General features: G+C 69.9%; 25 protein-coding genes. 5 read left to right on the top strand and 20 right to left on the bottom strand.

Annotated elements, in window-relative coordinates:
• Positions 1–40 precede the first annotated feature (40 nt).
• The 3 genes from kdpA to ABTV10_RS16780 form a co-directional block, all read right to left on the bottom strand.
• The gene (kdpA, locus tag ABTV10_RS16770; RefSeq protein WP_499028655.1) at positions 41–1,741 is read right to left on the bottom strand and encodes a potassium-transporting ATPase subunit KdpA; all 1,701 of its coding nucleotides are present in this window, start codon (positions 1,739–1,741) and stop codon (positions 41–43) included.
• Between the two features lie 21 nt (positions 1,742–1,762).
• Positions 1,763–1,861: a K(+)-transporting ATPase subunit F gene (gene kdpF / locus ABTV10_RS16775; RefSeq protein ID WP_499028657.1), complete on the bottom strand. Its 99-nt coding sequence runs from the start codon at positions 1,859–1,861 to the stop codon at positions 1,763–1,765.
• Between the two features lie 251 nt (positions 1,862–2,112).
• On the bottom strand, positions 2,113–2,769 hold the full coding sequence (locus ABTV10_RS16780; RefSeq protein WP_499028659.1) for a pyridoxamine 5'-phosphate oxidase family protein: 657 nt from the start codon (positions 2,767–2,769) through the stop codon (positions 2,113–2,115).
• Between the two features lie 95 nt (positions 2,770–2,864).
• Between ABTV10_RS16780 and pdxR the strand changes: the two genes are divergently transcribed.
• The gene (gene pdxR / locus ABTV10_RS16785) at positions 2,865–4,298 is read left to right on the top strand and encodes a MocR-like pyridoxine biosynthesis transcription factor PdxR (RefSeq protein ID WP_499028661.1); all 1,434 of its coding nucleotides are present in this window, start codon (positions 2,865–2,867) and stop codon (positions 4,296–4,298) included.
• A gap of 56 nt (positions 4,299–4,354) precedes the next feature.
• Here the strand turns inward: pdxR and ABTV10_RS16790 are convergent, their stop codons facing one another.
• The 12 genes from ABTV10_RS16790 to ABTV10_RS16845 form a co-directional block, all read right to left on the bottom strand.
• Positions 4,355–5,197 (bottom strand): alpha/beta fold hydrolase, encoded by an 843-nt coding sequence (locus ABTV10_RS16790; protein WP_499028663.1) that lies wholly within the window; start codon positions 5,195–5,197, stop codon positions 4,355–4,357.
• Between the two features lie 140 nt (positions 5,198–5,337).
• Positions 5,338–5,817, bottom strand: coding sequence for a hypothetical protein (locus ABTV10_RS16795; RefSeq protein ID WP_499028665.1), 480 nt, complete (start codon positions 5,815–5,817; stop codon positions 5,338–5,340).
• 2 nt (positions 5,818–5,819) lie between these two features.
• A complete protein-coding gene (gene mutM / locus ABTV10_RS16800; protein WP_499028667.1) occupies positions 5,820–6,686 on the bottom strand; it encodes a bifunctional DNA-formamidopyrimidine glycosylase/DNA-(apurinic or apyrimidinic site) lyase in 867 nt (288 codons plus the stop codon).
• Positions 6,687–6,709: 23 nt separating this feature from the next.
• Positions 6,710–7,477 (bottom strand): ribonuclease III, encoded by a 768-nt coding sequence (rnc, locus tag ABTV10_RS16805; RefSeq protein WP_499028669.1) that lies wholly within the window; start codon positions 7,475–7,477, stop codon positions 6,710–6,712.
• Between the two features lie 16 nt (positions 7,478–7,493).
• The gene (gene rpmF, locus ABTV10_RS16810; protein ID WP_081880878.1) at positions 7,494–7,676 is read right to left on the bottom strand and encodes a 50S ribosomal protein L32; all 183 of its coding nucleotides are present in this window, start codon (positions 7,674–7,676) and stop codon (positions 7,494–7,496) included.
• Between the two features lie 2 nt (positions 7,677–7,678).
• Entirely contained in the window at positions 7,679–8,296 is a 618-nt protein-coding gene (locus ABTV10_RS16815) for a YceD family protein (RefSeq protein WP_499028671.1), read from the bottom strand.
• A 97-nt stretch (positions 8,297–8,393) separates the two neighbouring features.
• The gene (locus ABTV10_RS16820) at positions 8,394–9,149 is read right to left on the bottom strand and encodes a hypothetical protein (RefSeq protein WP_499028673.1); all 756 of its coding nucleotides are present in this window, start codon (positions 9,147–9,149) and stop codon (positions 8,394–8,396) included.
• Between the two features lie 94 nt (positions 9,150–9,243).
• A complete protein-coding gene (coaD, locus tag ABTV10_RS16825; protein WP_127914305.1) occupies positions 9,244–9,738 on the bottom strand; it encodes a pantetheine-phosphate adenylyltransferase in 495 nt (164 codons plus the stop codon).
• Positions 9,735–10,301, bottom strand: a complete 567-nt coding sequence (gene rsmD, locus ABTV10_RS16830; protein WP_499028675.1) for a 16S rRNA (guanine(966)-N(2))-methyltransferase RsmD — start codon at positions 10,299–10,301, stop codon at positions 9,735–9,737. Before rsmD ends, coaD begins: the two co-directional genes overlap by 4 nt.
• A gap of 27 nt (positions 10,302–10,328) precedes the next feature.
• Complete coding sequence (locus tag ABTV10_RS16835) at positions 10,329–13,736, bottom strand: pyruvate carboxylase (protein ID WP_499028677.1); 3,408 nt, start codon at positions 13,734–13,736, stop codon at positions 10,329–10,331.
• A gap of 187 nt (positions 13,737–13,923) precedes the next feature.
• Positions 13,924–16,224, bottom strand: coding sequence for an ATP-dependent DNA helicase RecG (gene recG, locus ABTV10_RS16840; protein WP_499028678.1), 2,301 nt, complete (start codon positions 16,222–16,224; stop codon positions 13,924–13,926).
• 7 nt (positions 16,225–16,231) lie between these two features.
• Entirely contained in the window at positions 16,232–17,917 is a 1,686-nt protein-coding gene (locus ABTV10_RS16845; protein ID WP_499028680.1) for a DAK2 domain-containing protein, read from the bottom strand.
• 243 nt (positions 17,918–18,160) lie between these two features.
• On the opposite strand from ABTV10_RS16845, the gene rpmB reads away from it, so the two are divergent.
• Both rpmB and ABTV10_RS16855 read left to right on the top strand, forming a co-directional pair.
• Positions 18,161–18,421, top strand: a complete 261-nt coding sequence (rpmB, locus tag ABTV10_RS16850) for a 50S ribosomal protein L28 (RefSeq protein WP_499028682.1) — start codon at positions 18,161–18,163, stop codon at positions 18,419–18,421.
• A 165-nt stretch (positions 18,422–18,586) separates the two neighbouring features.
• Positions 18,587–19,381, top strand: coding sequence for an enoyl-CoA hydratase-related protein (locus ABTV10_RS16855; RefSeq protein WP_499028685.1), 795 nt, complete (start codon positions 18,587–18,589; stop codon positions 19,379–19,381).
• 27 nt (positions 19,382–19,408) lie between these two features.
• Here ABTV10_RS16855 and ABTV10_RS16860 read toward each other — a convergent pair whose 3' ends face one another.
• From ABTV10_RS16860 to ABTV10_RS16875, 4 genes are read right to left on the bottom strand one after another with little or no spacing between them, the layout of a single operon-like run.
• Entirely contained in the window at positions 19,409–20,149 is a 741-nt protein-coding gene (locus ABTV10_RS16860; RefSeq protein ID WP_499028687.1) for a hypothetical protein, read from the bottom strand.
• A 28-nt stretch (positions 20,150–20,177) separates the two neighbouring features.
• On the bottom strand, positions 20,178–20,855 hold the full coding sequence (locus ABTV10_RS16865; RefSeq protein ID WP_499028689.1) for a uracil-DNA glycosylase: 678 nt from the start codon (positions 20,853–20,855) through the stop codon (positions 20,178–20,180).
• Complete coding sequence (locus ABTV10_RS16870) at positions 20,855–21,376, bottom strand: gamma carbonic anhydrase family protein (RefSeq protein WP_499028691.1); 522 nt, start codon at positions 21,374–21,376, stop codon at positions 20,855–20,857. The genes ABTV10_RS16865 and ABTV10_RS16870 overlap by 1 nt, the downstream gene beginning before the upstream one ends.
• A 9-nt stretch (positions 21,377–21,385) precedes the next feature.
• Positions 21,386–22,417 carry a thiamine-phosphate kinase gene (locus ABTV10_RS16875; RefSeq protein ID WP_499035196.1) on the bottom strand — a complete coding sequence of 344 codons (1,032 nt, stop codon included), beginning with the start codon at positions 22,415–22,417 and terminating at the stop codon, positions 21,386–21,388.
• A gap of 211 nt (positions 22,418–22,628) precedes the next feature.
• Here ABTV10_RS16875 and ABTV10_RS16880 point away from each other — a divergent pair, with 211 nt between their 5' ends.
• Both ABTV10_RS16880 and ABTV10_RS16885 read left to right on the top strand, forming a co-directional pair.
• Positions 22,629–22,877 carry an Lrp/AsnC ligand binding domain-containing protein gene (locus ABTV10_RS16880; RefSeq protein WP_433605740.1) on the top strand — a complete coding sequence of 83 codons (249 nt, stop codon included), beginning with the start codon at positions 22,629–22,631 and terminating at the stop codon, positions 22,875–22,877.
• Position 22,878: 1 nt separating this feature from the next.
• On the top strand, positions 22,879–23,466 hold the full coding sequence (locus ABTV10_RS16885; protein WP_499028693.1) for a DUF3515 domain-containing protein: 588 nt from the start codon (positions 22,879–22,881) through the stop codon (positions 23,464–23,466).
• A gap of 54 nt (positions 23,467–23,520) precedes the next feature.
• On the opposite strand, the gene ABTV10_RS16890 is transcribed toward ABTV10_RS16885, so the two are convergent.
• Complete coding sequence (locus ABTV10_RS16890; RefSeq protein WP_499028695.1) at positions 23,521–24,627, bottom strand: D-alanine--D-alanine ligase family protein; 1,107 nt, start codon at positions 24,625–24,627, stop codon at positions 23,521–23,523.
• Between the last annotated feature and the right edge of the window lie 27 nt (positions 24,628–24,654).

Here is a 24,654-nt window from a genome sequence, read left to right on the forward strand (position 1 = left end):
AGGGTGTCGGTGGGGTTCACTGTGGTTTCGGTCCGCAGACTCATTGCAGGGCCTCCGAGATGGGCCCGAGTGCGAGGGCCGGGAAGAAGGTGAGGGCCGCGACCAGCACCACGGTGCCGGTGAGCAGACCCGTGAACATCGGGCCGGAGGTGGGCAGGGTGCCCGCACCGGCCGGCGTCCTGCGCTGCGCCGACAGCGATCCGGCGAGCGCGAGCACGAACACGATCGGCAGGAAGCGTCCCAGCAGCATGCAGACGCCGAGCGCCGACTGGAACCAGTCGCTGGTGACGGTGAGGCCGCCGAACGCGCTGCCGTTGTTGTTCGCGGCCGAGGCGAACGCGTACAGCACCTCGGTGAACCCGTGGATCGAGCCCGGGGTGCCGGGATCGCCGCTGTTGCCGAGGTATCCGACGGTGGACCCGAGGATCACCGTGATGCCGGTGCCGATCAGCACCAGTGCCGGCATCACGAGCACCGACAGGGCGGCGAGGGTGATCTCGCGCTGTCCCAGCTTCTTTCCCAGGTATTCCGGTGTGCGGCCGACGAGCAGTCCGCCGACGAACACCGCGATCAGCGCGAGCACCAGGATCCCGTACAGACCGGTTCCCACGCCACCGGGAGCGATCTCACCGAGCAGCATGTTGAGCAGCACCGCGCCACCGCCGAGGGGCGACATGCTGTCGTGGGCGGAGTTGACGGCGCCGGTGCTGGTGCCGGTGGTGGTGACGGCGAACAGGGCCGAACCGGGGATCCCGAATCGAACCTCCTTGCCCTCCATCATCGATCCGGCCGCGGTGGCGGCGACGCCCCGCGCTCCGGACTCCGCGGCCAGCGTGACCGCGAGCAGACCGAAGTACAGCGTCGACATCACGGCGAGCAGGGTCAGGCCCTGCCGGCGGTCACCGACCATCGTGCCGAACGTGCGGGTCAGGGAGACCGGGATGAGCAGGATCGCGAGGATCTCCACGATGTTGGTGAGCGGCGTCGGATTCTCGAACGGATGCGCGGAGTTGGCCGCGAGGATGCCGCCGCCATTGGTGCCGAGCTCCTTGATGGCCTCCTGGGAGGCGACCGGCGCGAGCGCGTTGGTGACGGCGCTGCCGTCGAGACCCGTCGAGGCGAAGCCGGTGCGGAACGACTGGACGACGCCCTGGCTCAGCAGGATCAGCGCGATGACGAACGCGATGGGCAGCAGGATGCGCAGGCAGCCGCGGGTGAGATCGACCCAGAAGTTGCCGATCTCGCCGCCCCGCGAGACGCGGACGAACCCGCGGATCAGCGCGGCGGCCACCGCCATGCCGACCGCGGCGGACACGAAGTTCTGGACCGCCAGACCGGCGGCCTGCGTCACGTGGCTCATCGTCGTCTCGGGGACGTACGACTGCCAGTTCGTGTTGGCGACGAACGACGCGGCGGTGTTGAACGCGACGGCGGGGCTCACGCCCTCGAGGCCGCCGCTGAGCGGCAGCACGCCCTGGACGCGTTGCAGGAAGTGGAGGAACAGCACGCTGGCGGCCGAGAAGCCGAGCAGGCTTCCGGCGTATCCGTACCAGGTCTGTTCGGCGCGGGGGTCGACCCGGCAGATCCGGTAGAGCAGGGATTCGATGCGCAGATCGCCGGACCGGAGATCGGTGTCGGTGGTGTAGACCTTGGCCATGTAGTCACCGACGGGGACGTACAGAATCGCTAGCACGGCAACGACCAGTGCTATCTGCAGTCCCGCTGCGAGAGCGGGATTCATGTGCGAGGGACCTCTCGAGGACTAGAACCGCTCGGGGTTCAGGAGCGCGATGAGCAGGTAGATCACCAGGGCTGCGGCGATCACGACGACGGCGACACTGACCGCCCCGGCTACGGTCACCGGACGCTCCTCGCCTGCAGACCACGCAGCACCAGCGCACAGACGGTGAACACTCCGATGATCAACCCGACGTAGGCCAAATCAGCCATGACGTTCCTCTTCCGACTTCCTCAGTAGGGCGCGCGCCGGACGACGGCGCGACGTGTGGGCGCCGCATCTCGGCGCCTCCTGGAGCGTGCACCCGTTTCGAGCGCGCGAACGTCGTCCTGACACTCTGCTGACACCACCAGCAGCGCGCATTGATGCGATCTTTACGCGCCCTCCCCGTTCGTTGTGAGGGCGCGCACAGACGCCGGCACCGGGACGTTGTCGGGAACCCACGGAGCCGGGACCGGCTCTCCCACAACCGTTCGCAGCGGCACCAGCCCCGCCCACACGCCGGGATTGCGATCCCCCTCGCTCGGCGGCGCGGACCGGACCTTGACCGTCCACTGTCCGGGAGCGATCGGCAGCGCGATGGTGAGCGTGGCCGCCAGCTCCTTCCTCGTCGACGCCCGCACCTCGCTGCTGCGGCCCGGAATCAACGCATCCGAGAGCGCGGCCAGCGCCGATTCCGCCTCGGCGCCCGAGATCGGCTCGAGCTGTCCGCGCACCACGGCCGAGCGATAGTTCGCCGACGAGTTGAAGAGGTTGTCCGCCACCACGATCGCGTCGAGGTGCGTCACGCAGAGGGCCGCGGGTGCACCCGCCGCGACCTGCCGGAGCGCCCCGGCGCCGGTCGATCCGTGCAGCAGGATCCGGTCCCCGACGCGGGCGTACAGCATCGGTACCGCCCACGGCAGCCCGTCGACCACTGTCGCGAGGGTTCCGACGGCCGCCGCGTCCAGCACGGCGTCCAGGTCGGCGCGGTCGGCGCGGGAACGTTCGGGCAGTCGCTTGATCCGATCGAGGTCGTATGCGGTGCTCATGCTGTCACTGTGGCGCGATTGCGGAGATGCAACCAGATCCGGAATCGACGAAACCGGCAGACCAGTATTGTCACGGGATGCCTCGGACGCGGCCCGTGTCGACACTGCACCTGCAGCTGCACCTTCCCGACGATGGGGAACCGCTGCGCCGACGGATCGCGTCGGCGATCGTGGCCGCCCTGCGCGACGGACACCTGGACGCCGGGGACCACCTGCCCGCCACCCGGGCCCTGGCAACCGAACTCGGCGTCGGGCGCGGCGCGGTGGTCGACGCGTACGACGAACTGGCCGCGGCCGGCTACGTCGTCACACGCCCCGGGGCGGGCACGAGTGTCGCACCGGGCGCCGACGCCGCCGCCCGGGCGGGTGTCCGCCCACACGTCGGGTCACCCACCGCTCTGCCGCCGAGCGCGCCGGCCGCGGCACGCCGCGCGGTGTTCGACCTGTCCCCCGGCTACCCCGACACCACGCTCGTCTCACCGCGGGACTGGCGATCGGCCTGGCGGGCAACCATTTCCGGTGCCGTTCCGAACGACGCCCCGAGCCCGGACCTTCACCTTCGAGTTCGTGAGGCGCTGGCCGACCATCTCCGGCGCACCCGTGGGATCATCGCGTCCGCCGACGAGATCGTGGTCGTGCCCGGTGTCCTCTCGGCGCTGCGGACACTCGCCGCCGCAGCCGATCTGGCCGGACGCCCGGTCGCATTCGAGGATCCCGGCTACACCAAGGCCCGACGTGCGCTCGACGCGGCAGGGGTCGTGGTCCGGCCGGTGCCGGTGGACGTCGACGGTCTCGATCCGGACAGTCTGAGTCCCGCGGACGCGGCCGTGTACTGCACCCCGGCGCACCAGTATCCGATGGGTGGACGCATGTCGGTCGCCCGCCGGGCCCGGCTGATCGCCACGTCGGCCGACACCGGACGTCTCGTCATCGAGGACGACTACGACGGCGAGTTCCGTTACGGCGTGGCCGCGCTGCCGGCGCTGCGGTCGATAGACGGCGGCCGCGACACGGTGGCCTACCTGGGCACGGCGTCCAAGATCGTGTCGCCGTCGCTCCGGCTGGCGTGGATGGTTCCGCCGGCGCCGCTCCTGGCGCGGGTGCGCGAGGCACTCGAGATCAGCGGCGAAACCGTGTCCGCGGTCACCGCGGACGCGTTCGCCCGATTCGTCGAATCCGGTTCGCTGACTCGGCATCTGGCGCGGGCGGCACGGACCTACACGGCCCGGCGGCAGGCGTTCGTCGATGCGCTGCGCCGGCATCACCCGGACGTCAATCTCGCGGGGATCGAAGCGGGCCTCCACGTGGCGGTGCGATTGCCGGACGGGGCCGACGACACGGAGATCGCACGCGAGATCGGCCGACGCGGGGTCCTGGTCCGGGGCCTCGACGCCTACCGCGTCGGCGAACCGGGCCCCCGCGGATTGCTGTGCGGCTACGCGCGACTGCCCGAATCGCAGGCCGACGCCGCCGCCCGGCTGATCGCCGACGTCATCCGTGACCGAGGCGGGGACGCGGCCCGCACTTGACCGCTCGCGCCTTTCACCGTGCATCGTGGCGGTACCCGAAGAGGCGGCGTCGTCCGCTATCCGAGCATGAGCATCGCCTCGGTGACCTCGCCGACCGCCGCATCGGGGATCGCTGTGGCGGCCTCTTCGAGGACGAGCAGCCGTGCCCTGGGGATCTCGCGCGCGATCGCCTCGCCGTTGCCGAGGGGGAAGAACCGGTTGCGGCGGCCGTGGACCACGAGCGTGGGGACCCCGATCTCGGGCAGGCGCTCGCGCCAGCGGGGTCTGCAGTCGAGCCTGGAGAACACCATGCCGATCTGGTTGGCCATGTGGACCGGGGGTGCGGTGCCGGGCGTGCGGTCCCAGATGCGCGCAGCGATTGTGCGCGCGGCGACGGGGTCGTCGCCGAGGATCTCCGCGCCGGCCGCGGCGAACTCCGCGACCGCCTCGCGGTCGGTCCACTCGGGCATCGGACGCGCGAACAGTCGGCTCATCGTCGCCTCGTCATGGTCGGGGAGGTCATCGTCGGGCGGGCCAGGGGCAACCGGGCGGGTGCCCACCACGGTGAGCGCCGAGAAGGCGCCCGGATGGTCGAGCACGGCCACCTGGGCGACCATCCCGCCGACGCCGATCCCCGCGAGGTGCGCGGGCCCACCGCCGAGCGCGTCAGCAAGGGCCGCCGCGTCGGCGGCGAGGCCGCGCAGTGTGTAAGCGGGCGCCTCCGGATCCGTCGTCGTCGACTCTCCGCTATCGCGCAGGTCGTAGCGCACCACACGGCGCCTGCCGGCGGCGAGGCGCTCGCACAGCGCGTCTGGCCAGGAGAGCATCGTCGTTCCGCCCGCGAGCAGAACGAGTGGCGCGTCGTCGTCACCGAACGACTCGACGCCCAAGGCGATCCCATTGACGTCGACAGTGGTCATCGGATCACCCGAAGACGTCGTAGGTGGTCCGGGCTGGGGTCGGGGCCCGGTGGCGAAGCCGTCGGGAGAGACGGGGATGTCGGCAACAATGCGAGTCATGCCAAGGCAGACCCGATTCGCCGCCCGAACTCATCGCGCGCCTACGGTGCCTGCGTAGTCACTCGCCCGACTCGGAGTCGGGTCCGCGTGCTGGGGGCTCGCACGATGATCGGTGGCGACGGTGTGCCCGCTTCCGTCATCGGCTCCCGCAGACCTAGCCGCTCCTGCTCGGCAGCAGAATCGATCGCGGCAGATATCGCCCGTTGCAGGCGGAGGAAATCCGCCCAGTTTCCGTCGCATTCGATCGAGGGCAGCCCGAAGCTCTCCGCTCGCCCGGCCCAGGTCAGATGCACCTCGGTGAAGCGTTCCGGATCGGCCAGATGCCGGCAGAGTACGTCGTCGAACGCGACATCGTGCGCTACCACTTCGACAGCCACCCCGAACAACGGATGCCCGGCCGACACTTCCACAGCGACTTCCTCGGCGATCGCGGTGTGCGAGACGTCGCAATCTCCACTGGGCCGGTCGGTTGCGCACCAACCTGCGGGCAATTCGGAAAGCTGGGACTCGGTCAGGGGCATGCTCATCCCCGGACGAGGCGGGGCCGCGGCTGGCACTTGGGGCAGCTGAACGACGAGCGGTTCATGAACTTCTCCCGGCGGATCGGCGCCCCGCACCGCCGGCACGGCAGGTCCTCCTGCCCGTACGCGGCCAGCGACCGGTCGAAGTAGCCGGACTGGCCGTTGACGTTGACGTACAACGCATCGAACGAGGTGCCGCCCTGCGCGAGGGCCTCCTGCATGACGGCCTCGACGGACACCAGCAGTCGGCGCAGGCGCGGTCCGCTGAGCTTGTCCGTCGGCCGATTGCCGTGAATCTCGGCGCGCCACAACGCCTCGTCGGCGTAGATGTTGCCCACACCCGAGACCACGGTCTGATCGAGGAGGGCCCGCTTGATCTCGGTCTGCTTGCCGCGCAACGTTTTCACGACCGCGTCGGGATCGAATCGCGGATCGAGCGGATCACGGGCGATGTGCGCGACGGAATCGGGAACCACCGTGCCGTCCACGGTCACGAGGTCCGCGAGGGCCCATCCGCCGAACGTCCGCTGGTCGACGAAGCGCAGGTCGGTCCCCGAGTCGAGCCGCGTCCGGATCCGCAGATGCTTCTCGTCGGCGACCGTCGGATCCTGCACGAGCATCTGGCCGCTCATCCCCAGGTGAACGACGAGCGCGACGTCGTCCGGTTCGAGGACGAGCCAGAGATACTTGCCACGACGCTCGGCGGACGCGATCGTCCGGCCCGCGAGCCGTCGGGACAGGTCGATCGAGCCGAGCAGGTGCCGACGTACCGCACGCGGATGCAGGACGTCGACCGTGTCGATCACACGGCCGACGACGTGCGCCTCGAGGCCACGCCGGACGACCTCGACCTCGGGAAGCTCGGGCACGGTACGTCTCGCTCCGCCGGGTCCTACTGCTCGACGACCGGGGCTGCGGTCTCGGTGGCCTCCGCGGCCTCCGACAGCGCGCTCCAGGCCGTGCTGGCCGCCTTCTGCTCGGCTTCCTTCTTGGAGCGGCCCACACCGACGCCGAAGGCGTTACCGCCGACGAGGACCGTCGCGGTGAACTCCTTGTCGTGGTCGGGTCCGGTCGCGGTGATCTCGTATACCGGCACTCCGGCACCGCGCTCGGCGGTCAGCTCCTGGAGACTGGTCTTCCAGTCCAGGCCAGCACCGAGCTTCGGCGCGCGCGAGAGCAGATCGGCGAACAGGTCGAGCACCACCGTGCGTGCGGTGTCGATGCCGTGCTGGAGGTGGATCGCACCGAGGAGCGACTCCATGCCGTCGGCGAGGATGCTGGGCTTGTCGCGCCCACCGGTCATCTCCTCACCCTTTCCGAGCAGCAGGTGCGCACCGAGACCACCCGGGCCGAGACCGCGAGCCACCTCGGCCAGCGCGTGCATGTTCACGATGCTGGCGCGGATCTTCGCGAGTTCACCCTCGGACTTCTCCGGATGTGCGAGGTAGAGCCGCTCGGTGATGGTCAGTCCGAGAACCGAGTCACCGAGGAACTCGAGTCGCTCGTTGGTCGGCAGCCCACCGTGCTCGTACGCGTACGAGCGGTGGGTCAGCGCCAACGTCAGCAGCGACTCCTCGAGAGGAACGCCAAGAGCGGCGAGGAGCGATCCGTGATCCCCCTCGCCGCCGGCGAGTGCTGTATTGCTTTTTTTGCTGGTCACAGCGCCACTGAGCAGACTAGACCGCAGCGGTAACCTGACGGCCCTTGTAGGTGCCGCAGGACGGGCACGCGACGTGGGGCAGCGTCTTCTCGCCGCAGCCACGGTTCGGGCAGGTGATGAGGGTGGGCGCAGTGGTCTTCCACTGGCTCCGTCGCGACCTCGTGTTGGACCGCGACATTCTGCGCTTGGGAACAGCCACGTCTACTTCTCCTCGTTGATCTTGCTGGCATCAGCAGTTGCATTGCTGGCGTCGGATCCTGCACCGAATTTGGCTGCGAGCCCAGCCCAGCGAGGATCCATTGTCTCATGACCGTGCCCGGATTCCGCAATCGCCAGGCGAATACCGCATTCGGGGCACAGTCCCTCACAGTCGTCGCTGCAGAGCGGCTGGAGTGGAAGCTCCAGTCCGACGGCATCGACGATCACCGGTTCGAGGTCGATCTCGTCGTCCACGACCCGGTAGATCTCGTCCTCCTCGGTGGTCTCCTCGGTAGCGCTGTCCGGGTAGGCGAACAGTTCCGTGAGGTGAAGACTCACCGAGTCGTCGAACGGTTCGAGGCACCGCGAGCACTCGCCCACCGTGTCCGCACGAACGGAACCGGTCACGAGGACACCCTCGGACACGGCCTCGAGCCGAAGATCGAATTCCACATCCGTACCCTCTTCGATCGCGACGAGGTCGAGACCGATCCGCGAGGGAGCCGGAACCACCCGCGACACTGTGCGCATCGAGCCGGGACGCCGCCCCAGCGAGAGCGTGTCCAGCACGAACCCCTCGTCGCGCGTCGGACGCGAGGACTTGTGGCGATGCGATGACACGGGTGTTCTCTTTCAGAAGACATGGAACGGGCAACCACTCCACGGTACGCGATGGACGGGCCCGGATGGAAATCGGAAGCGGCTACGCCCGGTGGATCTACCGGCGACGGTCGCCGTAGCCGGCGTCGTAGTCGGGGACCCCGGCGCCCGTCCGCAGCTGCTGACGACCCCGGCCTACCGATCGGATGGTGCCGTTCAGGAACTCCTCGAACTCCGCGAGCTTGGTGTCGACGTACAGGTCGCACTCCGAGCGCAGGCGGTCGGACTCGGCGTGCGCGGCGTCGATGACCCGGGCCGACTCCGCGTGCGCGGCCTGGACGACCTCGGCCTGCGACACCAGCCGCTCCTGCTCGGCGACACCGTCCGCGACGGATCGCTCGTACGACGCCTTGCCCGACTCGATCATCCGCTCCGATTCGGCGCGAGCACGCGACGTCACCGCGTCGTACTCCCGCTGCCCGTCCGCGACGGTCGCGTCCGCCTCTTCGCGCGCATCGCGAACCAACTGCTCCGCATGCGAGCGCGCCTCGGCGACCATGCGGTCGGCCTGCGCCTTCGCGTCGGCCAGCAGGCGGTCGGCGTCCTCTCGCGAGTTGGTGATCGTCTCGTGCGCCTCCGCGTTCGCGCGCGAGATCGTCTGTTCCGCGTTCTGACGCGCATCGCCCACCAGCTTGTCGCGGTGGTCCAGCACGTCCTGCGCATCGTCCAACTCACCCGGAATCGCGTCCCGCACATCGTCGAGAAGCTCGAGGACGTCGCCGCGTGGCACGACGCACCCAGCGGTCATCGGAACCCCACGCGCCTCCTCGACTATCGCGACAAGCTCGTCGAGTGCCTCGAATACCCGGTACACGCACAACCCCAATCGTCAGTTGCCATCGTCGGTGCTGACGTCCAGTCTGCCCCAGCCGCCGCGGCCCGGCCGTCGCGGCGGCCGGTGTGTCGACTCAGGCGTTCTCTGCCGCGCGCTCGGCGAGCCGCGCCGTCAGCCGGGCATGGACCTTCTCGGGCACCATGTCCGCGACGTCGCCGCCGAACGTGGCGACCTCCTTGACCAGCGAGCTGGACAGGAAGCTGTAGGTAGGATTCGTGGGGATGAAGAGGGTGTCGACACCCGAGAGCTTCTGGTTCATCTGCGCCATCTGCAGCTCGTAGTCGAAGTCGTTGGCGCCGCGCAGGCCCTTCACGATCGCCGTGATCCCTTGGGACTTGGCGTAATCCACGAGCAGCCCGTGCCAGGCGGCGACACGCACGTTGGACAGGTGACTCGTGGCGTCCTCGAGCATCTCGATGCGCTCGTCGACAGTGAACAGACCGCGCTTGTTCTTGTTGATCATCACGGTCACGACGACCTCGTCGAACAGCGCCGCGGCGCGTCCGATCACGTCGAGGTGACCGTTGGTCACGGGGTCGAAGGATCCGGGGCAGACGGCGCCAGTCATGGCTCCAGACCGTAGCAGGTGGCGACCTCGATTCTGGTCTCGCCGTAGCGCTTCACCCGCTCGGCCCGCATGCCGTCGGGCCACGAGGTCTCGGGTGAGCGCGACGAGCGTTCCACCACGACGACCGACCCCTCCCCCACCCAGCCGTTGGCCAGGAGCGCGGTGAGCGCGGCGGTGACCGACTCCTCGGTGACCGCGTACGGCGGATCGGCGAGCACGACGTCGAATTCGCGTTCGGCGACGCCGCCCACGACCGCCGCGACGGGGGCCGTGCGCACGCTCGCCCCGGGCAGGCCGACCGCCGTCACGTTCTGCTTGATGACGGCGGCGGCCTTGGCGTCGGATTCGACGAGGAGCACGTGCTCGGCGCCCCGGGACAGGGCCTCGAGCCCGAGGGCGCCGGAACCTGCGTACAGGTCGAGCACTGCGGCGCCTTCGAGGTCGATGCGGCTGTCGAGCGAGCTGAACAGGGCCTCGCGGACTCGTTCGGACGTCGGTCGGGTCCCGCTCGCGGGCACCTTCAAACGCCTGCCTCCGGCTCGGCCGGCGACGATTCTTGTCACGCTGTCAGTCCTGTCACTCGCTGGTTCTCACTCGTTGCCGGCGGTCTCCCTCGTCGACACGACGGCCAGGAGATCGCCGCCCTCGACCTGCGAGGTACCGCCGATGGCAACGCGCGTGACGATACCGCTGCGCGGTGCTGTGATCGCCGCCTCCATCTTCATGGCCTCGATGGTCGCGACGGTGTCGCCCGCCGAAACGTGCTGGCCCTCGGTGACGACGAGCGTGACGACACCGGCGAACGGCGCCGGGATGTGCGCGGGGTTGTTCTTGTCCGCCTTCTCGGCCGCCGGCACCTCGCTCGCGATCGAGCGGTCGCGCACCGACACCGGACGCAGTTGGCCGTTGAGGATGCACATCACGGTCCGGTAGCCGCGTTCGTCGGGCTCGGAGATCGCCTCGAGACCGATGAGCAGCTCGACGCCCTTGCCGAGCTTGACCCGGTGCTCCTCGCTGCGGCGCAGACCGTAGAAGAACTGGTTGGCCGACAGCTGCGAGGTGTCGCCGTACTTCTCCCGGTGCTCCTCGAATTCCCTTGTGGGGCCGGGGAAGAGCAGCCGGTTGAGCGTGGCCTGGCGTTCCTTCGCCGTGCCCGACAGCCCCTTCTCGTCCTCGGCGGTCAGCGGAGTCTCCGGTTTGGCCGGGCCGCGGCCCTCGAGGGCCTTGCTGCGGAAGGGCTCCGGCCATCCGCCGGCCGGGGTGCCGAGCTCGCCGCGCAGGAAGCCGACGACGGAGTCGGGGATGTCGAACTTGGCCGGGTCGGCCGCGAACTCGTCCGCCGCGACGTCGGAGCCCACCATGTGCAGCGCCAGGTCGCCGACGACCTTCGACGACGGCGTGACCTTGACGAGGCGTCCGAGCATGCGGTCGGCGGCGGCGTACTTGGCCTCGACCTCCTCGAACCGGTCACCGAGGCCGAGCGCGATGGCCTGCTGCCGCAGGTTCGAGAGCTGACCGCCCGGGATCTCGTGGGTGTAGACGCGTCCGGTCGGGGCAGGCAGCCCGGACTCGAACGGCGCGTAGACCTTCCGTAGTGCCTCCCAGTACGGCTCGAGGTCGCACACGGCCTGCAGGTCGATGCCGGTGTCGAACTCGCTGTGCGCCGCCGCGGCGACGATCGCCGACAGCGCCGGCTGACTGGTGGTGCCCGCCAACGGCGCCGCCGCGCCGTCGACCGCGTCCGCGCCCGCGTGCCACGCGGCCAGGTAGGTGGCCAGCTGCCCGCCGGGGGTGTCGTGGGTGTGCACGTGCACGGGCAGGTCGAAGTTGCTCCGCAGCGCGGAAACCAGCTTCGCCGCCGCGGGCGCCCGCAGCAGACCGGCCATGTCCTTGATCGCGAGGACGTGCGCACCGGCCTCGACGATCTCCTCCGCCAGACGCAGGTAGTAGTCGAGCGTGTAGAGCTTCTCGTTCGGGTTCGCCAGGTCGCCGGTGTACGACATCGCGACCTCGGCGATCGTGGTGCCGGTCTCGCGGACCGCCTCGATCGCCGGACGCATCTGGTCAACGTTGTTGAGGGCGTCGAAGATGCGGAAGATGTCGATACCCGTCGCCGCGGCCTCCTCGACGAACGCTCGGGTCACCTTCTCCGGGTACGGCGTGTAGCCGACGGTGTTGCGGCCGCGCAGCAGCATCTGCAGGTTGATGTTCGGTACGGCCTCACGCAGAGCCGCGAGCCGGTACCAGGGATCCTCGTGCAGGAAGCGCAACGCCACGTCGTAGGTCGCGCCGCCCCACGCCTCGATCGACAGCAGCTCGGGCGTCATCCGCGCGACGTGTCCCGCGACGTCGAGCAGTCCGGACGTGCGCACCCGGGTGGCGAGCAGCGACTGATGCGCGTCGCGGAACGTGGTGTCGGTGACCGCGAGCGCCTTCTGCTCCCGCAACGCCTTGGCGAAGCCGTCGGGCCCGAGCGCGAGCAGTCGCTGGCGGGACCCGTCCGGCGGGGCCACGTCCAGGTCGATCTTCGGCAGCTTGTCGTGCGGGTACACCGCGGTCGGCCGCTCGCCGTGCGGCTTGTTGACCGTGACGTCCGCGAGGTAGTTGAGAATCTTGGTGCCACGGTCGGCCGAGCTGCGCAGCGTCAGCAGCTCGGGGCGCTGCTCGATGAACGACGTCGTCACGCGTCCCGCGCGGAAGTCGGGGTCGTCCAGAACCGCCTGCAGGAACGGGATGTTCGTGGCGACACCGCGGATGCGGAACTCGGTCACCGCGCGGCGCGCGCGGGCGACGGCCGCCTCGAGATCGCGACCGCGACACGTGAGCTTGACGAGCATCGAGTCGAAGTGGGCGCCGACCTCGGCACCGAGATTCGCGCCGCCGTCGAGTCGCACGCCCGCGCCGCCCGGGGTGCGGTAGGCGGTGATCCGGCCGGTGTCGGGACGGAAGCCGTTGGCCGGATCCTCGGTGGTGATGCGGCACTGCAGTGCGGCACCGCGGATCGTGATCGCGTCCTGGCTCAGGCCGAGATCGGCGAGGGTCTCGCCCGACGCGATGCGCAGCTGCGCCTGCACCAGGTCGACGTCGGTGATCTCCTCGGTCACCGTGTGCTCCACCTGGATTCGCGGGTTCATCTCGATGAAGACGTGGTTGCCGCGGGTGTCGAGGAGGAACTCGACCGTGCCCGCGCACCGGTAACCGATCTGCTTGGCGAACGCCACGGCGTCGGCGCAGATCCGGTCGCGCAGTTCCGGGTCGAGGTTGGGCGCCGGCGCGAGCTCGATCACCTTCTGGTGACGGCGCTGCACCGAGCAGTCCCGCTCGAACAGGTGGATCACGTTGCCCTCGCCGTCGGCGAGGATCTGCACCTCGATGTGCCGCGGATCGACCACGGCCTGCTCGAGGAACACCGTCGGGTCACCGAAGGCCGACTCCGCCTCGCGCGACGCCGCCTCGATCGACTCCCGCAGCGCCGACCGCTCCGCGACACGGCGCATGCCGCGACCGCCGCCGCCGGCGACCGCCTTGACGAAGACGGGGAACTCCATGTCCTCCGCGGCGGCGAGCAGTTCGTCGACGTTCGACGACGGCTCCGACGACGCCAGCACCGGCAGCCCCGCCGCCTTCGCGGCGGCGATCGCCCGCGCCTTGTTCCCGGTCAGCTCGAGGACGTCGGCCGACGGTCCGACGAAGGTGATGCCCTTCGCCTCGCACGCCGCGGCCAGATCCGGGTTCTCCGACAGGAATCCGTAGCCGGGGTAGATGGCGTCGGCGCCGGCGCGCTCCGCGGCGGCCACGATCTCCTCGACCGACAGGTACGCGCGCACCGGATGCCCGATCTCACCGATCTGGTAGGACTCGTCGGCCTTGAGCCGGTGCACCGAGTTGCGGTCTTCGTACGGGAACACCGCAACCGTTCCGGCGCCCAGTTCGTAGGCGGCACGGAACGCGCGGATGGCGATTTCGCCGCGGTTGGCGACGAGGACTTTGGTGAACATGGGAAGCAAAGTACCTTGCCGCGCGGCCCACCGTGACAGCACCGTCCCACGATACGGAACGCTTCGCAAGCTTCACAAACAGCCGCTCTGACATGCGAAATTGGCAAGTTTGCAAACCGGGGAAGAAGTGCCCTGCACAGACCGTACGGACGGCATTCGGGCCGGTTCCGGGACGCCGGATCGGGCGCTAGGACTTCTCCAGGAATTCGATCCTCTCGGAGTCCAACGCGGCGGCCACCATCGCCGCCAGTCCGGGGTGCTCGGTCAGATCCGGATCGGCGTCGGTGACGCCGCGGGCGAACTCCTGCGCCGCCGCGATCACGTCCTCGTGCTCGAGGAGCGACAGCAACCGCAGGGTCGTGGTGCTGCCGGACTGCGCCGACCCGAGGACGTCCCCCTCGCGCCGCTGGCGCAGATCCAGCTGCGCCAGCTCGAATCCGTCGTTGGTGCCCGCGACCGCGGTCAGACGTTCGAACGCCGTCGAGCCCGGCATCATGTCGGTGATGAGGATGCACAGCCCCTGGTGGCTGCCGCGACCCACCCGCCCGCGCAGCTGGTGAAGTTGGCTCACGCCGAAGCGGTCCGCGTCGACGAGCACCATGACGGTGGCGTTCGGGACGTTCACGCCCACCTCGACAACGGTGGTGCACACGACCACGTCGATCGCGCCGGCCGTGAAGTCACGCATCACCGCGTCCTTCTCGTCGGCCGGCAGCCGGCCGTGCAGCAGGCCCAGCCTCAGATCCCGCATCGGACCCGACCGCAGCTCGTCGAAGAGGTCGACGGCGGACGTGGTCTCCGGCGGCTCCTTGCCGGCCTTGATCAGGTCCGCCTCGCTCTCGCCGTCGCCGATCCGCGAACACACCACGTACGCCTGCCGGCCGGCGGCGACCTCCTCGCGAATCCGCTCCCATGCCCGCGCCACCCACTGCGGGGTCTGCCGGGCCGCCACGACCTTGCTCACGATCGGTGCACGCCCCTGCGGCAGCTGCCGCAGCGTCGACGTCTCCAGGTCGCCGAGCACCGTCATCGCGATCGTCCGCGGAATCGGCGTGGCGGTCATGACGAGAACGTGCGGGCTCAATCCCTCGCGGGCCCGCGAGCGCAGCTCGTCGCGCTGTTCGACACCGAACCGGTGCTGCTCGTCGATGACGACGAACCCGAGATCGAAGAACTCCACCTTGTCCTGGATGAGCGCGTGCGTGCCGATCACGATGCCGGCCTCGCCGGTCACGATGTCGAGCAGTGCGGCCCGTCTGGCCGCGGTCGCCATCGAGCCGGTCAGCAACGTCACCTTCGTCGCCACGTCGTCGGCGCCGAGCTCCCCCGCGATCCCGAGCGGGCCCAGCATCTCCCGCAGCGACCGGGCATGCTGCGCCGCAAGCACTTCCGTGGGCGCGAGGAGCGCGCACTGGTATCCGGCGTCGATGGCCTGGAGCATCGCCCGCAGCGCCACGATCGTCTTGCCCGACCCGACCTCACCCTGCAGCAGCCGGTTCATCGGGTGGGGTTCGGAGAGATCGTTCGCGATCTCCGCGGCCACGTCCTTCTGGCCGTCGGTCAGCTCGAACGGCAACCGACGGTCGAACGCGGCGGCCAGCCCGTCCGGCTTCGGCGGACACTGCGGTGCCGTGCGGGCCGCGACGTCCCGGCGCCGCTTGGCGAGCACCAACTGCAGCGCTGCGGCCTCGTCGAAACGCAGCCGCTCCTGCGCGCGGCCGATGTCGTCCCGGGTGTCGGGCAGGTGCACCGTGCGCAGCGCCTCGTCCAGACCGATGAAGCCGTGCTCGTCGCGCACCTCGCGCGGCAACGGGTCGTCGACGGTATCGAGCTGGTCGAGCACCTGTCGGACGCAGCGCAGCAGGGTCCAGCTCTCGACCTCGCGGGTCGCCGGATACAGAGGGATCAGCTCGCGATCGAAGATCGACATGTCGACCCCGGACCCGGACTCCTGTGTGGCCCGCGCCATTCCGGCGAGATCCCCCGCACCCTGCACGTGCGCCATCGACACGACCGGGTCCTCGCCCTCGGCGGGCTCCGGCAGGATCAGATAGCTCGGGTGGGTCAGGCTCCACTTGCCGCGGAAGTACTTGACCGTGCCCGAGAACATCGCCCGGACGCCCTTACGGACTGCGTGCTTGACCTTGTGCGGGTTGAAGAATGTGACGTCGACGCTCTGCGACTCGGCAGCGAGCACCACCTTGAGCATCTGTCCGCGGCGGCTCTTCATGTTCACCACGTCGGCCTTGACGACCCGCGCGATGATCGTGATGTGCGAGCCCTCCTCGGGCTCCTTCTCGGTGAGCTCGCGGCCCTGCGCCGCGTACCGGTGCGGGTAGTGCCGCAGCAGATCCTCGACCGTGTGGATGTCGAACGCGTCCACCAGCGCGTCGGCCGTCTTCGCACCCAGCAGGTGGTCGAGTCGGTCGTTCAGCGTCGCCATGTCAGTGATCCCGTCACGCGTCCCGTCGATACTGTCGCCATCCATCCGCCCTCTACTCGACTCCGAACTGCAACAGGTCGCGGCTCTGCCCGCCGCGGTAGACCATCACCTCGACGCCGGGGTGCCGCGACGCGATGTACGAGGACACCCGCTCCCCCAGATCGTCGGTGGCCTTCGCGCCCAGCAGTATCGTCACCAGCTCACCACCGGACCTCAACACGAGGTCCACGAGGCGGCCGCCCGCCGCCGCGGCGTCCCGTTCGATCACCACCACCTCGTGACCGACGAGACCCAGCCCGTCCCCCGGTTCGCACGTTCCCACATACGTCAGTGCGCGTTCGTCCGCGATCCGCAGCGATCCCCACCGGGTGGCGGCGGCCGCCTCCGACATCGAGAAGGCGTCGTCCACCGCGATGCGGTCGGCGTCGTGCACCGCGATCGCGGACAACGCCTGCACCATCGACGAACTCGGCAGGAACACCACCTCGCGGTCGTCGGCACGCGCCTGCGCGCCCACCGCGACCAGATCCTGCGCGGGCAGGGCGCCGTTGGGCAGCACCATCACCTCGCGCCTGCCGGTGCCCCGGATCGCCGCGAGCAGGTGGGCCGGGGTGATCTCGCCGTCGGAGCGCAGCACGTGCGCCCCTTCCTGTGCGAACAACTCGGCCGCGCCCTCACCCTCGACCACCGACAGGACCGCGCGCGGGCCGCCCCCGGAGACCGCCGCGGTCCGCGCCGCGTCGAGCACGAAGCAGGTGATCCGCACGTCGGACAACCGCCCGGCGGCCAGTCCGGCCTCGACCGCGGCGCCCGCGTCTGCACAGTGCACGTGAACCGACCACGTGACGGACGCCCCCGCGGGACCGTCGGGGTCGTCGGAGTAGTCGCCGCCGTCGCTGACGATGACGACCGAGTCGCCCAGATCGCACAGGCGCGACCGCAGCGATGCGATGCGGGCGTCGTCGCTGTCCGCGACCAGATACATCACCTCGTAGTCCTGGCCGGGCACCTCGTGCACGGTGTGCGGCGCCGCGCACAGGTGGTTCGCCGACTCCGCAGACTCCCCCCGCGCCGTCGGCACCGGTGCGCGTTCGAGGGCGCGACCGGTGACGACCTCCACCAAGGCGTCGAGGATGACGACCAGCCCGCGACCGCCCGCGTCGACCACACCGGCCGCCCCCAGCACGTCGAGCTGTGCCGGAGTCCGCAGCAGTGCAGCCGATGCCGCGTCCGCCACCACCTGCACGAGGTCACCGAGTGACGCGTCCGGCGCGCTCGTGTCGGCGGCACCGGCCGCCTCCGCCAGGACCGTGACGATGGTCCCCTCCATCGGAACGCTCACCGCCTCGAGCGCCAGATCCGACGCGTGCCGCAACGCCGAACGCAGAGTCGCCGCGTGGAGGACGTCGGTGTCGGCGGAGTCGGCGATCCCGTGCGCGAACCCGCGCAACACCTGGGACAGGATCGCCCCGGAGTTTCCGCGGGCACCCGACACCGCGCCACGCGCGAGGGCCTGGGCGACAGCCGACGCCGAGGAGACCACGGCTCCCTCACGGTCTCGCACCGCCCGGACCGCGGACCGCATGGTCGCGAGGAGATTCGTACCGGTGTCGGCGTCCGGCACGGGAAAGACATTGAGGTCGTTGATCTCGTCGCAGTGCTTCTCGAGGCCGGCGACGCACGCGAGGGCCCACCGGTGCAGCGTCTGGCCGTCCACCGTCTCCGGGACCTCGAGCACTCGCCTGTCCTCTCCTGCGCCGACCCCACACGACCACCGGACCGGGACCTCGGAGAGGTCCGCCGATCCCGGCCAGGCAAGCCTAGCGGGACGGCCGGACAGCCCGCCGTCTCCGCACCGCGACCGGAAGGTAGGGTCGATCGAGTCCTTCGGTGCGCGCCGAGGAACCCATTTCCGTCACTGGATCGGTGATTTGGCCAATCGAGGCGGAAGCGGTTATTCTAGTCGGGTTGCCTCGCACGGGTGGCTCTGCTGCGCGTGTTCGAAGGCGCATACAAGACAATGTTTGACTATCACAAGGAGTTCGCGACTATGGCTGCCGTCTGCGACGTTTGCGCCAAGGGCCCCGGCTTCGGTAAGTCGGTCTCGCACTCGCACCGGCGTACCAATCGTCGCTGGAACCCGAACATCCAGACCGTTCGCGCTCAGGTTGCCCCCGGCAACACCAAGAAGCTGAACGTCTGCACCTCCTGCCTGAAGGCCGGCAAGGTCGTCCGCGGCTGATACAGCCCACTCGGACAGTTCTCACCGCACCCCTCGACACCATCGGTGTCGGGGGGTGCGGTCGTCTCCGCACCCGGGTCCGCCGTCCAGTCCGGCACCGGGCCCCGTTGCGGTGGGTGGGACCGAAGTTCCGATCTCCTCGGTGCGGACAGTTACTGTGCTCACGTGACTGCAACTGATGCACCCAGCTACGTCCGGATCGAGGACGGCGTTCTGCGGGTGGCCGTGTCCACCACCGCCAACGGAACTTCTCTCGACATCGACGGAATCACCCAGGCCACCACTGCACTGCGCGAACTCGGCAGCGATGTAGGAGCGGTACTACTGGTCGGCGACGGCGCGAACTTCTGTGCCGGCGGCAACGTGCGGGCGTTCGCGTCCGCCGAGCGCCGCGGCGAGTTCGTCGGCGAGGTCGCCACCGGTTTCCACGAATTCGTCCGCGCCCTCGACGCCACCGCGGTTCCGGTGGTCGCCGCTGTCCACGGTTGGGCGGCCGGCGCCGGCATGAGCATCGTGTGCCTGGCCGACATCGCGATCGGCGGCACCTCCACGAAGCTGCGTCCGGCGTATCCCTCGATCGGGTTCACCCCGGACGGCGGCATGTCGTGGACGCTGCCGCGCATCGTCGGCGCGGCCCGGGCACGGGAGATCCTCCTCACCGACGCCGTCGTGGGCGGCGAGGAAGCCGTGCGGTTGGGCCTGTTGAGCCGCCTCGTCGAGGATGACCAGGTGCAGGACGAGGCGCTGCGCGTCGCGCGGACGCTCGCCGCCGGCCCCACCGCGTCGTACGCGGGCATCAAGACGCTGTTCACGAGCAGCCGGACCAACACGCTGTCGGAGCAACTCGACGCCGAGACCGCGTCGATCTCCGCGGCCGCCGACGGTCCCACGGGCCGTGAGGGTGTCGACGCGTTCGTCGAGAAGCGCCGACCCGACTTCTCGTCGGTCCGCAACGGGTAGGTCAGTCGTGCGGGCCCCGGTCGGTCGTCAGGCCTCCACGGTCACGGCCACCGGGGTCCGGTCCGCGCGACAGTGCACCTTCGGCCAGTAGCCGTCCATGAATGCCTGCTCGAACAGGCCCTCGTCGTCGGTCAGATCGATCCCGAAGTCTCCCGAGTGGTAGACGGTGACGGCCTCGATCCCGAACCCGGCGACGAACCGCGCGCGATCGTCGTCGGTGTCGCTGTCGTCGCGCCCCCACTCCCACAGGTAGCCGACGGCCGCATCGTGGACCGCCGGCAGATCCGCCAGGATGTCGCGCACCACCGGTAGGAGCTCCTCGATCCGCGCGCGGCTCACACCGTCGAACAGCACTCCGACCGGCCCGCCGCCGAACGTGCCGGCCTCCGGAACCTCGGCGGTGTAGCCCATGGCCGACGGCACGCGCACGACGATCTCACCCAACACCGGGTCGCTCAAGGGAACGTCCGGAACCGACCCCACGATGTCGGCGGCGGGAAGGTTCGACGCATCCAGGAAGGCCCGCTCGTCCTGCGCCTCGTAGTGCGGATTGTGCTCGGCCGGTAGGAGATACGGGACGACGGACAACTGCCCCGGCGACGCGACGAGCACCCTGCCGTCGTCGGAGTGCAGGTGCACTCGGTTCGCCTCGTGAGTGACCGTCGCGACCCGGAACCGGCGGGGAACCGGGCGCGACAGCCTGCCGATCTCGAGAACCTGCCCATCGTCGGTGTCGAGGACGCGGACGGAACCGGAAGGTGTGCTCATGATCGGCACTCCAGCGACAAACCGGACCTCAGGGCAGACGCCAATCCACCGGCTCCGCGCCAAGTTCCGCGAGCAGCGTGTTGGCACGGCTGAACGGCCGCGAACCGAAGAATCCGCGCGAGGCCGACAACGGTGACGGGTGCGCCGATTCGATCGTCGGGACGTCGCCGAGCATCGGCTTGAGCGTCGCCGCGTCGCGTCCCCACAGGATCGCCACCATCGGACTCTCCCGCTCGACGAGCGCGCGAATCGCCTGCTCCGTCACCGCTTCCCAGCCCTTGCGCCGATGCGATCCGGCGTCGCCGGGCGCGACGGTGAGCACCCTGTTCAGCAGCAGCACACCGTTCTCCGTCCACGGCGTCAGGTCACCGTTCGACGGCGTCGGGTACCCGAGGTCCTGGCTGTACTCGGAAAAGATGTTGTTCAGGCTCCGCGGCACCGGCCGGACGTCGGGGGCCACCGAGAAGCTCAGCCCCACAGCGTGACCCGGTGTCGGGTAGGGATCCTGTCCGACGATGAGCACCCGCACGTCCTCGAACGGATGCGTGAACGCACGCAAGACGTTGTCGCCGGCCGGCAGGTACTGGCGCCCGGCCGCGATCTCGGCCCGCAGGAAGTCGCCCATCTCACTGATCCGGCCCTCGACGGGCGTGAGCGCCTTCGCCCACCCGGGATCGATCAGGTCGGCGAGAGGCTTGGCCGCCATCAGTCGAGCCTGCGCAGCGAGTCGCGGTAGTACGCGGCGTTCGCCTGGTACAGCTTGACGTTCAGGTCGAGGTGCCCCTCCGGAACCTCGTAGCCCTCACGGACCTTCGCCGGCACCCCGAGTGCCATGCTGCGGGGCGGAACCTCGAACCTGAACGGGACCACCGCGCCCGCGCCGACGACCGAACCGGCGCCGACGACGGACCCGTTGAGCACGACCGACCCGGACGCGATGAGGCAGTTGTCGCCGATCGTCGCGCCCTCGATGTGAGCGTTGTGGCCGACCACGCACCCGGCACCGATGATCGTGGCGTCGACCGACGTGCAGTGGATGATCGTGCCGTCCTGGATGTTGGTGCCGGCGCCGACGCTGATGGTGCCGTAGTCACCACGCAGGACCGCCTGCGGCCAGACCGAGGCGCCCGGCCCCAGCGTGACGGCGCCGATGACGACGGCGTCGGGGTGGACGTAGGCGTCCGGCGCGATGTCCGGTTCGCGATCACCGAGTGCATAGATAGCCATGCGTGCAACCTATCCCGCGTCGAAGCTCTGCCAACCGCCGGAGGCCGTCCAGTCGCGTCCGTCGACCAGCACGGCCGCACCCGTGTCGACCGGTGCGACGTCGCCGATCACCGTCCACCCGGCCGGGAGGTCCACGTCCGGCGCGAATGTCGCGGCCAGGGCGTGGTCCTCGCCACCGGTCAGGATCCACTCCCACGGGTCCGCGCCGACCCGCTCGGCGGCGGCCGCGAGCACCGGCTCGAGACCGATCCGAGTACGGTCGAGCCGGATCCGAACGCTCGACGCGTCGGCGATGTGGCCCAGGTCCGCGACGAGGCCGTCCGAGATGTCGGTCATGGCCCGCGCGCCCGCCCGGGCCGCCTCGACACCCGCACGGTACGGGGGGGTCGGCACACGGTGGGCGTCGACCAGCGCAGCGAGCGCGTCGGCCGACGCATCCGGGCCGGTGAGTCCGGCCGACAGCAGCGCGAGGCCGGCCGCCGACCACCCGAGCCTGCCCACGACCGCCACGACGTCCCCGGCGCGCGCACCCGACCGGAGCACCGGAGCCCGGCCCTCGAGGTCGCCCAACACCGTCACCGAGACCACCACGTGGTCGGCCTGCACCAGATCTCCCCCGACGACACCGGCCCCGATCGCCTCCGCGGCGAGACCGATGCCCTCGGAGATCCCGGCCGCGACGGACACCGCGGTGTCGGGTGGGCAGCCCAACGACACCAGGAACGCGGTCGGCCGGGCCCCCATCGCGGCGATGTCCGCGCCGTTCTGTGCCACGGCCTTTCGCCCGACCTGCTCGGGTGTCGACCAATCGAGGCGAAAGTGCCGGCCCTCGACGAGCATGTCGGCCGACACCGCGACGCGCCCGTCCGACGCCCGCACCACAGCGGCGTCGTCGCCGGGCCCGAGAAGCGTCGTCGCCGGCTGACTGCGGCCCGCGACGGCCCGCCCGATCACCGCGAACTCGCCGAGTTCGGCGACGGTGCGATCGGCGTCGTCCTGCTTCGGTCGCGACGTGTCGATGGTCCGTCCTCCAGTTTCGATGTCGGTTGCCGGTGCGGCCCCGAAGTCGTTTCGGGTGGTCGTTCCGACCGGCGGTCACAGGTCACACGTTGGCGTGCCGCGACTGCGGTACCTTTTAGTTTGCGGCCGGGCATCCCGGTGCGGACGCCGGCAGGCGTTTCGCGGGGAGTCCTCGGGGACGTTCGAGACTCTACCGAGATGACGGCGCACGACGACGGGAAGGGATGGACCCGTGGTGCAGGCTTTCGTACTGATCCAGACAGAGGTCGGTAAGGCCGCGGCGGTCGCGGCGACGCTCTCCCGGATACCGGGTGTCGACTCGGCCGAGGACGTGCTGGGACCGTACGACGTGATCGCCCGAGTGGGCGCACCCGTCGAATCGGGTCTGTCCGATGTCGTCGACGACATGAAGAAGGTTCAGGGCATCACCCGGATCCTGACCTGCCAGATCGCGGCGCCGGCCGCACCGACCGAGAACTGAGATGTCCGAACCCGAACACCCCGCACCCGAACAGACCGAAGAACACTCGACGGAGAAGCGCCACCCCGCACTGATCGCGACGGCCGTCGCACTCCCTGTGGCTCTCGTCGTCGGCGTGATCGCCGCCGCCGCCATCGCGAACCGGACCCCGGTGAAGGAGTCCGTGGGCCTCGGCCCGGTCGAGGCGCCGGCCGCCCAGTCCGCCGAGTGCACCGAACTCATGGGGAGCCTGCCCGAGAACCTCGGCGACTTCACCCGCGCCGAACTCCGGGATCCGGCACCCGAGGCCACTGCCGCGTGGCAGCCGACCGAGGGCGAACCCGTCGTCATGCGGTGCGGCCTGCCCCGGCCACCGGAGTTCAACCAGGCGTCACCGCTCACCGTCGTGGACGGCGTCCAGTGGTTCGAGATCTCCGGCGCCCCGCAGGGCATCGAGGCCAGCACGTGGTACACCGTCGACCGCGGCGTCTACGTCGCGTTGACCGTGCCGAACGGGTCGGGCCCGACGCCGCTGCAGGACGCGTCCGCCGCGATCACCCAGGCGCTGCCGCAGCAGCCGCTCGATCCGGCGCCGGTCCCCAACCCGTGAGCCCCGGGCTCCGGTTCCACCGGAGCCCGGTACCACCGGTCCCTCGGGACCGCGTCAGCGCAGCCCTGTTCCCCGGGCGAGTGCCGTGTCGACGAGCGTCGAGACGAGATCGCCGTACTCGACGCCCACCGCCTGCCACATGCGCGGGTACATCGAGATCGACGTGAATCCGGGCATCGTGTTGATCTCGTTGATCACCGGTCCCCGCTCGGTGACGAAGAAGTCGACGCGCGCCAGGCCCTGGCAGTCGAGCGCACGGAACGCACGCACGGCGAGTTCGCGGATCTGCTCACTGATGTCGTCGTCCAGCTTGGCCGGGACGTCGAACTCGCAGACGTCGTCCAGGTACTTGGTGTCGAAGTCGTAGAACGCGGACTCGTCACCGTCCGCCTCGGGCATCCGGATCTCGGCCACCACGCTCGCCCGGACGTCGCCGTCCGGGAACTCGAGGACGCCGCACTCGACCTCGCGTCCCACGATGCCGGATTCGACGATCACCTTGGGGTCGTGCTTCCGGGCGTGGGCCACCGCGTCGTCGAGTCGGTCCCAATCCGCGACCCGGGTGATGCCGATCGACGAGCCGCCGCGCGCGGGCTTGACGAACACCGGCAGACCCAGACGCTCCTTCTGCGCCTCGGTGAGCGTCGGGACGCCCGGTCGCAACACGACCTGAAATCCCACCGGAAGGCCCTCGGCCGCGAGGAGCTTCTTGGTGAACTCCTTGTCCATGCCCGCCGCGCTGGCCAGCACACCGGGGCCGACGTACGGGATCCCGGCGAGTTCGAGCAGGCCCTGGATGGTGCCGTCCTCGCCGTACGCACCGTGCAGCACCGGGAACACGACGTCGACCGACGCGAGGATCTCGCCCGCACGCGCCTGGTCGAGGGCGACCAGCGCACCCGACCGAGTGGGGTCCGCGGTGAGCGCCAGGGACGTGCCGTCCGCGTCGACCGTCGGCATCGACCGGTCCTGGATGGCGAGCGTGGCCGGGTCGGTCGAACCCAGCACCCATGCGCCGTCCGTCGTGATGCCGATCGGTACCACCTCGTAGCGTTCGGGATCGAGGTTCCTCAGGACGCTGCCGGCGGACACACAGGACACCGAATGCTCGTTGCTGCGGCCACCGAAGACGACGGCGACCCTGGTACGCGGATTGTTCACGCCCCAAACCGTACCGTTGCCGGGGGC

This window comes from Paraburkholderia sp. RHO2, assembly GCF_050955445.1.
Lineage (GTDB): Bacteria > Actinomycetota > Actinomycetes > Mycobacteriales > Mycobacteriaceae > Prescottella > Prescottella agglutinans_A.

Excerpts from the sequence above, each read along its gene's own strand:
- ABTV10_RS16870 (WP_499028691.1), bottom strand. The coding sequence starts at position 21,376 with ATGGCTATCTATGCACTCGGTGATCGCGAACCGGACATCGCGCCGGAC.
- ABTV10_RS16780 (WP_499028659.1), bottom strand. The coding sequence starts at position 2,769 with ATGAGCACCGCATACGACCTCGATCGGATCAAGCGACTGCCCGAACGT.
- ABTV10_RS16835 (WP_499028677.1), bottom strand. The coding sequence starts at position 13,736 with ATGTTCACCAAAGTCCTCGTCGCCAACCGCGGCGAAATCGCCATCCGC.
- recG (WP_499028678.1), bottom strand. The coding sequence starts at position 16,224 with ATGGATGGCGACAGTATCGACGGGACGCGTGACGGGATCACTGACATG.
- ABTV10_RS16860 (WP_499028687.1), bottom strand. The coding sequence starts at position 20,149 with ATGAGCACACCTTCCGGTTCCGTCCGCGTCCTCGACACCGACGATGGG.
- kdpA (WP_499028655.1), bottom strand. The coding sequence starts at position 1,741 with ATGAATCCCGCTCTCGCAGCGGGACTGCAGATAGCACTGGTCGTTGCC.
- ABTV10_RS16795 (WP_499028665.1), bottom strand. The coding sequence starts at position 5,817 with ATGCCCCTGACCGAGTCCCAGCTTTCCGAATTGCCCGCAGGTTGGTGC.
- ABTV10_RS16790 (WP_499028663.1), bottom strand. The coding sequence starts at position 5,197 with ATGACCACTGTCGACGTCAATGGGATCGCCTTGGGCGTCGAGTCGTTC.
- ABTV10_RS16885 (WP_499028693.1), top strand. The coding sequence starts at position 22,879 with ATGTCCGAACCCGAACACCCCGCACCCGAACAGACCGAAGAACACTCG.
- ABTV10_RS16865 (WP_499028689.1), bottom strand. The coding sequence starts at position 20,855 with ATGGCGGCCAAGCCTCTCGCCGACCTGATCGATCCCGGGTGGGCGAAG.
- coaD (WP_127914305.1), bottom strand. The coding sequence starts at position 9,738 with ATGACTGGCGCCGTCTGCCCCGGATCCTTCGACCCCGTGACCAACGGT.